At 70.0% G+C, this 8,260-nt stretch carries 8 protein-coding genes and 1 pseudogene; all 9 read left to right on the top strand.

Annotated elements, in window-relative coordinates:
* A pseudogene (locus tag ON26_RS15440) lies at positions 1 to 615 on the top strand (serine/threonine protein kinase); the annotation flags it as partial.
* A 152-nt stretch (positions 616 to 767) separates the two neighbouring features.
* Positions 768 to 1,439 carry an HAD family hydrolase gene (locus tag ON26_RS15435; protein WP_040796841.1) on the top strand — a complete coding sequence of 224 codons (672 nt, stop codon included), beginning with the start codon at positions 768 to 770 and terminating at the stop codon, positions 1,437 to 1,439.
* 145 nt (positions 1,440 to 1,584) lie between these two features.
* Positions 1,585 to 2,445: a HalD/BesD family halogenase gene (locus ON26_RS15430; protein ID WP_040796840.1), complete on the top strand. Its 861-nt coding sequence runs from the start codon at positions 1,585 to 1,587 to the stop codon at positions 2,443 to 2,445.
* 32 nt (positions 2,446 to 2,477) lie between these two features.
* The gene (locus tag ON26_RS15425) at positions 2,478 to 3,314 is read left to right on the top strand and encodes a class I SAM-dependent methyltransferase (RefSeq protein ID WP_174375403.1); all 837 of its coding nucleotides are present in this window, start codon (positions 2,478 to 2,480) and stop codon (positions 3,312 to 3,314) included.
* A gap of 216 nt (positions 3,315 to 3,530) precedes the next feature.
* Positions 3,531 to 5,348 (top strand): choline/carnitine O-acyltransferase, encoded by a 1,818-nt coding sequence (locus ON26_RS15420; RefSeq protein ID WP_040796838.1) that lies wholly within the window; start codon positions 3,531 to 3,533, stop codon positions 5,346 to 5,348.
* Between the two features lie 137 nt (positions 5,349 to 5,485).
* Positions 5,486 to 5,749: a phosphoribosyl-ATP diphosphatase gene (locus ON26_RS15415; RefSeq protein WP_040796837.1), complete on the top strand. Its 264-nt coding sequence runs from the start codon at positions 5,486 to 5,488 to the stop codon at positions 5,747 to 5,749.
* A 52-nt stretch (positions 5,750 to 5,801) separates the two neighbouring features.
* Positions 5,802 to 6,653 (top strand): ATP phosphoribosyltransferase, encoded by an 852-nt coding sequence (hisG, locus tag ON26_RS15410; protein ID WP_040796836.1) that lies wholly within the window; start codon positions 5,802 to 5,804, stop codon positions 6,651 to 6,653.
* Positions 6,654 to 6,812: 159 nt separating this feature from the next.
* The gene (locus tag ON26_RS34920; RefSeq protein WP_281032397.1) at positions 6,813 to 6,947 is read left to right on the top strand and encodes a hypothetical protein; all 135 of its coding nucleotides are present in this window, start codon (positions 6,813 to 6,815) and stop codon (positions 6,945 to 6,947) included.
* Positions 6,947 to 8,215: a YeiH family protein gene (locus ON26_RS15400; protein ID WP_245545863.1), complete on the top strand. Its 1,269-nt coding sequence runs from the start codon at positions 6,947 to 6,949 to the stop codon at positions 8,213 to 8,215. Before ON26_RS34920 ends, ON26_RS15400 begins: the two co-directional genes overlap by 1 nt.
* Positions 8,216 to 8,260: the final 45 nt, after the last annotated feature.

Here is an 8,260-nt window from a genome sequence, read left to right as displayed (position 1 = left end):
GTCGCGGCGGCGGGTGGATACGGGCCGCTTCCGCAGCCGCCGGTGGCCACCGGCGCGGCGCCATCGGGCGGACCGCGCAAGCCGACGCTGCTGCTCGCGGCTGTCGCGGCGGCGGCGGTGCTGGCCTTGGCGGTGGTGCTGCTGCTGACCCGCGAGACCGACGGCGGTGAGAAGGTGGCCGGGCCCACGGTTCCGGCGAGTGCCGCGCCGTCGGCCGAAACATCCAGCGACGCAGGATCGGACACCTCCGAATCGGAGGCCACCAGCACGTCCACGTCGACCACCACGGCTCCGCCGAGCACGACGACGGCTCCCGCGGCCGATGCGGCACAGTTCGCCCAGAGCTACTACGCCATGCTGCCCGGCGACATCGCGGGTGCGTGGGCGCAGCTCTCACCCGCCTACCAGGCGCAGACCGGCGGCTTCGGCTCCTACTCGTCGTTCTGGTCCTCGATCCGCTCGGTGAGCGTGAACAGCGTGACCCCGAACGGGCCGGACCGCGCGACGGTCTCGCTGACCTACGTCAAGACCGACGGCACGGTCGCGGGGGAGAGCCGCTGGATCAGCGTGACCCGCGACGGCGATCGCACCCTGATCTCCGGGTCCGGCCTCTGACCGTCCGGGCGGACCGATCGGTGGTCTGCGTATCGGTTCCCGGCCGGTGCGATGTGCGACCGTGCGCGGCCCGCACCACGCCGGGCCGATAGGCTGGACGCGACAGCCCGGGGTAGGTCCCGGAACGCTCGGGACGAGGGGAAATACGGCTGATGACGGGGCGACTCGGCGCGGTCCTGTGGGATATGGACGGGACGCTGCTGGATTCGGAGAAGCTGTGGGACATCGCGGTGCGCGAACTCGCGGTGGAACTCGGCGGTGCGATGACCGACGAGCTGCGGCACGCGCTGATCGGCGCGTCCGGGCCGAACGCGCTGCGGATCATGTTCGACGGCCTCGGCGCCGACCCGACCCCGCAGGCGATGAACGAGGCCGCCGATTTCCTGGAGCGGCGCGTGGGTGAGCTGATGACCGGCCCGATCCCGTGGCGGCCCGGCGCGGCCGACGCGCTCGCGCTGGTGCGGGCGGCCGGGCTGTCCACCGCGCTGGTCACCAACACCATCCGTTCGCTCACCGAGTTCGGCCTCGACACCATCGGCAGACACCACTTCGATGTCTCGGTCTGCGGTGACGAGGTGCCGGAGGGCAAGCCCGCACCCGATCCCTACCTGCGTGCCGCCGAGTTGCTCGGCGTCGACCCGCGTCACTGTGTGGCCGTGGAGGATTCGCCGACGGGGGCCCGCGCGGCGGCCGCCGCGGGCTGCGCGGTGATCGTGGTGCCCTGTGAGATCCCGGTACCGGCGGGCCCCGGGCGGGTGCTGCGCGATTCGCTCATCGGCCTGACCGTGGACCACTTGCACGAGGCATTGCTGCTCGATCGCTGAGGTGTGCGACTCGGCGCGAGGTATCCGGCTGCGCCGCAAGGCAAGTGACCACTGAATAGTCGAAATCCCGTGCTGTGACCGTGTTCACCGATGATCTTATTCGAATCCCGGGCGTGTTCGACACGCCGTGCATAACAATGTCGATATGGTATCGATCGGCGTGTTGGACGAAATCGTCGACACCGCAAGGTATCCGCTGCGGGAGCCGGGCGGTGCGCGATGGGCGGCGGCGGTCTCGGCCGCGCGCGCCGAACTCGCGGAATCCGGCTGCACCGTGCTGCGCGAGTTCATCCGCCCCGAACTCGTCGACACGCTGCGTGAACAGGGCGAGCGGATGGCGCCGCACGCCTACTATCGCACCGAGCAGGTCAACGCCTACAACATCCCGCTCGACACCGAACTGCCCGAGGGACATCCCGGCCGCATCGTGCTCGAGCGCGGCAACGCCTTCGTCCCGCGCGACCGGATCCCCGTCGATTCGCTGATCCACAAGCTCTACGTCGACGAATGCTTCCAGCGCTTCGTCGCCGACTGCTTCGGCCGCGGTGAGCTGCACGAATACGCCGACCCGCTGGCCGGCCTGTGCCTGAACGTGGTGGCTCCCGGCATGTCGCACCCGTGGCATTTCGACACCAACGAATTCACCGTCAGCATGCTGACCCGCGTGCCGGACTCCGGTGGCGTCTTCGAGTACTGCCCGGGCATCCGCACCCCCGCGGACGAGCATCTCGACGACGTGCACGCGGTACTCACCGGCTCCGGCGAACACCTGGTGCGCCGACTCGATCTGCGGCCCGGTGATCTGCAACTGTTCCAGGGGCGCTATTCGCTGCACCGGGTGTCCACGGTATCCGGTGCCACACAGCGCCATTCGGCGATCTTCGCCTACACCGACCGCCCCGGCGTCATCGGCACCGTGGAACGCACCCGCCAGCTGTTCGGGCGCGTCCTGCCCGACCACATCGCCGCGGCCGAGGCCGTCCGGAGCGACCGACTACTCGACTGAGTCAGTTCCGAGCCGAAGGGAAACCGAGACACGTGCCAGTGCCGTTACACACCACCGGTAAAGCCTCGTTCGACGACATCTACGACCGTCCCGATCCTCGCGAGTACTACGCCCGGATGTCCGAGCTGGACTATCGCATCCCGGAACTGGCAAAGCCCTTCTTCGAACAGCAGATCCGTGAATTCCGGGTCGCCGCGCACGGGGATCCGGCGGCCGCCGAACCGGTCACCGTGCTCGACATCGGCTGTTCCTACGGCGTCAACGCCGCGCTGATGCGTTTCGACACCGGTATCGGCGAGCTGGCCGAGCACTACCGGTCGGCGGCAGATGCCGATCGCGCCGCACTCGTCGAACGCGACCGGGCCCGGCTCGCGGCGAAGGACGCCTGGCCGGATGTCCGGTTCATCGGCATCGACGCGTCCCGTCCCGCCCTCGACTACGCCGAGGAGGCCGGCCTGTTGCACGACGTCGTGCACGCCGACCTGGAGGCGGCCGATCCCACCGACGAACAGCGGGAGGTCCTCGCCCGGGCCGATCTGGTCGTCTCCACCGGGTGCATCGGTTACGTCACCGAGAAGACCGTCACCAGGATCGCCGCCGCGCGGTCCGATCGGCTGCCGTGGATGGCGCACTTCGTGCTGCGCATGTTCGATTTCGCGCCGATCGCGGCCGAACTCGACGCCCTCGGCTATCGCACCGAGCAGCGGCCCGGCCTGTTCGCGCAACGCCGGTTCGCCTCGCCGGCCGAACAGCGCCATGTGCTGACGACTCTGTCCGACAACGGAATCGACACCGGTGGCCACGAGAGCGAAGGCTGGCTGTGTGCCCACCTGTACATCTCCCGGCCCGACCCCGAGCGCCGCGCCTGAGACACAGCCGCGCCCGAGAACACTGCCCACGCCGCGCCCCGGTCACCGTCCGGGGCGCCACGCCCGAGCGCGGACCCGCGCGGAGGCGGTTGGCGAAACGCCGTCACGTGATCGAGGATCGTGGACAAGCGTGATCCCCGGCACGAGTGACCCCCGTCCGCAGACCCGCCCGCGCCTGTGTGGCGCGGCGCACTCACCCCGATACGAGGAACCGAGTTGACCGAACGCACTTTCGCCGCCGAAGACGATCTGCCCCGCGTTCCGCTGCCCACGCTCGAGGCCAGCGCCGAGCGTTTCCTGCAGTGGTGCTCGCCGTTGCTGACCGCCGAGGAACTGGCCACCACCGAGGCGGCGGTGCAGGAACTGCTCGCCGCCGACGGACCGGGCCGCACGCTGCACGCGGCACTCGCCGAGTACGACGCCACCCCCGGCGTCGGCAGCTGGCTCGACCAGTTCTGGCCGTCGCGCTACCTGGGCAGGCGTGACCGGATCGCGTTGAACGCCAACTTCTTCTTCCTCTTCCGCGACGACACCACCCTGGCCGCCTCCACCGCATCCGATCAGGTCTCGCGCGCGGCCGCCATCGTCGTCGCGGCCGTGGACTACAAGCTGGCCCTGGATCGCGAGGAGATCCCGCCCGCCACCCAGCGCGGCAAGCGGCTGTCGATGTGGCAGAACAAGTACCTGTTCTCCGAGACCCGCATCCCCGGTGCCGAACAGGACACCGTGCGGGTGCCCTACACCGACGAGTGGCCCGGGCCCTCGCAGGAACGTCATATCGCGGTCTTCCACCGCGGCAACGTCTTCCGGCTCGACGTGATCGGCCCGGAGGGCGTGCCGCACACGCTCGACGAGCTGGGCGCGGGCCTGCGCGCGGTGCTCGACGCGGGCGCGACCGCCGCCGAGTCGGACACTTCCGTGGGACACCTGACCACGAAGGCCCGCGCCGAATGGGCGGCCGATCGCGAGCTGCTGCGCGCCGAGCCCGCCAACGCCGCCGCCCTCGACACCATCGAGACCGCGCTGTTCTGCGTATGCCTCGAGGACTTCGCGCCACGCGACACCCTGCACGCCTGCGATCAGCTGCTGCACGGCGACAGCGCCAACCGCTACTTCGACAAGTCGGTGTCGTTCATCGTCTTCGCCGACGGCAGCGCGGGCATCAACGTGGAGCACTGCGGGCTGGACGGCACCACCATCCTGTCCTTCGTCGACACGCTGCTCGAGCGCACCGCCGCCGACCACGCCGAGGCGGCGGGCGCGCGGTCCCAGGGCACGCCCGCGGTGTCGCCGATCGAGTTCACCCTCGATGCCGAGCTGCGGCAGCGGATCAAGGCCGCCGCCGAGGATTTCGCCGACTACGCGGCCGCCAACGCGACCACCACGGTCAGCTTCCCCGAGTTCGGCACCGCCGAGGCCAAGAAGCTGAAGATCTCCCCGGACGCCTTCGCCCAGCTCGCCTACCAGCTCGCGCACCGCCGCAGCAAGGGCCTGACCGGCGCGACCTACGAGTCCATCGCGACCCGCCAGTACCGCAACGGCCGCACCGAGGCGATGCGCGTGATCACGCCCGAGATCATCGCCTTCGTCGACGCCATGGTCGATGAGGGCGCCGATCACGGGACGAAGCTGGCCGCGGCTCGCACCGCCGCCGACGCGCACGTGGCCCGCGCCCAGCAGTGCCAGGCGGGCGACGCTCCCGAGCAGCACCTGTGGGAGCTGCAGTGGATCCAGCGCCGTCGCGGCGAGGAACTCGGCGTCACCGAGCCGATCGCGCTCTACGACAGCCCCGGCTGGACGATCATGCGCGACGACTACCTGAGCACCAGCTCCGCGCCCTCGGTGAATATCGAGTACTTCGGTTTCGGCTCCACCAGCCCGCGCTGCATCGGCATCGCCTACGTGCTGCTGCCGGATCGCTGGAACCTGTACCTGGCCACCCCGACCGCGGTGGCCGACCAGATGCACGCCTTCGCCGAGCAACTGCGCATCGCGGTGGGCGAATTGGCCGAGCTGCTGGCGGCGCCGCAGTGACACCGGTTCGCTGAGTCCGGACCGCACCCGGTCCACCGCCGAATTCTCCAGGCGAGGGGCCGGGTGCGCTCGTGTCCGCGGGGCGAACCCGGTGGCGTGTGCGGGACGGATGCCGCGATCTGAGAGAATGTCGACCCGTGAAGACTTTCGAATCCCTGTTCGCCGAGCTGCAGGATCGTGCCGCCACCCGTCCCGAGGGGTCCGGCACCGTGGCCGCCCTGGACGCCGGCGTGCATACCCAGGGTAAGAAGGTTCTCGAGGAGGCGGGCGAGGTCTGGCTGGCCGCGGAACACGAGAGCGACGATTCCCTGGCCGAGGAGATCTCGCAGTTGCTGTACTGGGTCCAGGTGCTGATGGTGGGCCGGGGGCTGACGCTCGACGACGTGTACCGACATCTGTGACGGTCGCGTTCTCCGCTCGATACCTCCACCCTCCGGAAGGACACCGTTCCCCATGCTGCGCGTAGCAGTCCCCAACAAAGGCTCGCTGTCGGAATCGGCGACCTCCATCCTGTCCGAAGCCGGCTACCGCAAGCGCACCGATTCGCGCGAGCTGAGCGTCCTGGACCCGCAGAACCAGGTCGAGTTCTACTTCCTGCGGCCCAAGGACATCGCCGTCTACGTCGGCTCCGGCGAGCTCGACCTCGGCATCACCGGCCGCGATCTGGCCCTCGACTCCGGCGCCCCGGTCCAGGAACGCCTCGCCCTCGGCTTCGGCCGCTCCAGCTTCCGCTACGCCGCCCCCGCGGGCAGCGAGTGGAAGGTCGACGACCTGGCGGGCAAGCGCATCGCCACCTCCTACCCGAACCTGGTCCGCACCGACCTGCGCGAGCGCGGCCTGGAAGCCGAGGTCATCCGCCTCGACGGCGCCGTCGAGATCTCCATCCAGCTCGGTGTCGCCGATGCCATCGCCGACGTGGTCGGCTCCGGCCGCACCCTGCGCCAGCACAATCTGGTGGCCTTCGGCGAGTCGCTGTGCGACTCCGAGGGCGTACTCGTGGAGCGCATCGGCTCCGACGCGCAGGACCGGGCCCGCAACCAGCTCATCGCGCGTGTCCAAGGCGTGGTCTTCGCTCAGCAGTACCTGATGCTGGACTACGACTGCCCCAAGAACCTGCTGGACCAGGCCGTCCAGATCACCCCCGGCCTGGAATCGCCGACGGTCTCGCCGCTGGCCGACGACGCCTGGGTGGCGGTGCGGGCGATGGTGCCGCGCAACAAGTCCAACGCCGTGATGGACGAACTGGCCTACCTCGGCGCCAAGGCGATCCTGGCCACCGACATCCGCTCCTGCCGCGCGTTCTGATCGGGCCCGCCCGGCTCGGCAGCGGTCCGCCGTGCGCGGCACGGTAACGCCGCCGAGTCCGGTTGGCACGGGATCGATTCAGCCCGAACACAACCCGTGTGCGCCGGGTTCCGGCGTTGCTACGGTGCGCCCCTCGATGAGGAACCCGAGGAGCGCATCGTGTCGCAGAAACCGTCCGACGAGCAGTCGGAAAGCACGTTCACCTGGAACGAGGACTGGCTCGCCGCCGTCGTCGGCCTGACCCTGCTCGCTCTCGTCCTGCTGGGCGTCATCCCCGAGTGGCTGGTGCCGTGATGTCGGGCAACGAAGCACGTGACGGCGCATCGGCGGGCGAGCAGACCGCGAAGGACGCGCCCGCGGAACCGGCAGCCGCCCCGGACGCCGCCGGGGTGTCGACCAAGGCGGACCCCCTGGCGAAGGACGAGGCCGCGCCGGCCGCGGACACCTCGCCGGTATCGGAAAACGATGCCGTGCGGGCGAATTCGACCTCGACGCGGCCGCAGATCCTGGCCGGTCTCGCGGTGGTGTTGCTTCTCGGCGCGCTCACCCGGTACCTGGAACTCCATGTCCCGGACTGGGCCGCGGACACGCCGCTCGAGCGGATCGCGAAGCCGATCGAGTACCCGGTCTACGCCATCGCGCTCGGCCTGCTCGGCGCGGTCGTGCTCACGAAACTCGGCCTGCGCGACAAGATCTCGGGCGGCTTCCGCACCGAGTTCTTCATCAAGACCGGCGTGGTGCTGCTCGGCGCGTCGATCAACCTGAAGGTGCTCGCGACCGCGGCCGGGCCCGCCATCGTGCAGGCGCTGCTGCTGATCACCATCGTGTTCGGCTTCACCTGGTGGCTGGGCGGCAAGCTCGGCCTCGACGACAAGCTGCGCGCGCTGTTGTCCTCGTCGGTGTCGATCTGCGGTGTCAGCGCGGCCATCGCGGCCGCCGGAGCGGTGCAGGCGCGCCGCGAGCAGATCGCCTACGCCGCCTCGCTGGTGATCATCTTCGCGTTGCCCTCGATCTTCCTGCTGCCGTGGCTGGCGGACCTGCTCGGTCTGTCCGACGCGGTGGCGGGCGCCTGGATCGGCGGCAATATCGACACCACCGCGGCGGTGGCGGCGGCGGGCGCGATCGCCGGCGAGCAGAGCCTGCAGATCGCCACCATCGTCAAGACCACCCAGAACGCGCTGATCGGCGTGGTCGCCATCGCGCTCACCGCGTACTTCACCCTGCGCGTCGAGCGCGTGCCCGGCGCGGCGCGGCCGTCGGTCCGCCAGTTCTGGGACCGGTTCCCGAAGTTCGTGCTCGCCTTCATCGCGGCCTCGGTGATCGGCACCATCTATCTGGCCTCGGTGGACAAGGCGACCGGCTCGGCACACATCGGAATCGTGAACGATCTGCGCACCTGGTTCCTGATCCTGGCCTTCGTCTCCATCGGCCTGGAGTTCTCGCTGCGCGGCCTGCGCGACGCGGGCTGGCGGCCGGTCGCGGTGTTCGGCTCCGCGGCCGTGGTGAATCTCGTGGTGGGCCTGGGGCTCTCGGTGCTGCTGTTCCGCAACTTCAGCGTCTGAGGCGTAGCCCCGTCGGCCGGTGCCGTCCCGGCGACTCGCCGGGAC

The organism is Nocardia higoensis NBRC 100133 (assembly GCF_000308595.1).
In the GTDB taxonomy this organism is placed as follows: domain Bacteria; phylum Actinomycetota; class Actinomycetes; order Mycobacteriales; family Mycobacteriaceae; genus Nocardia; species Nocardia higoensis.
This window is presented reverse-complemented; position numbering and strand designations above follow the sequence as displayed.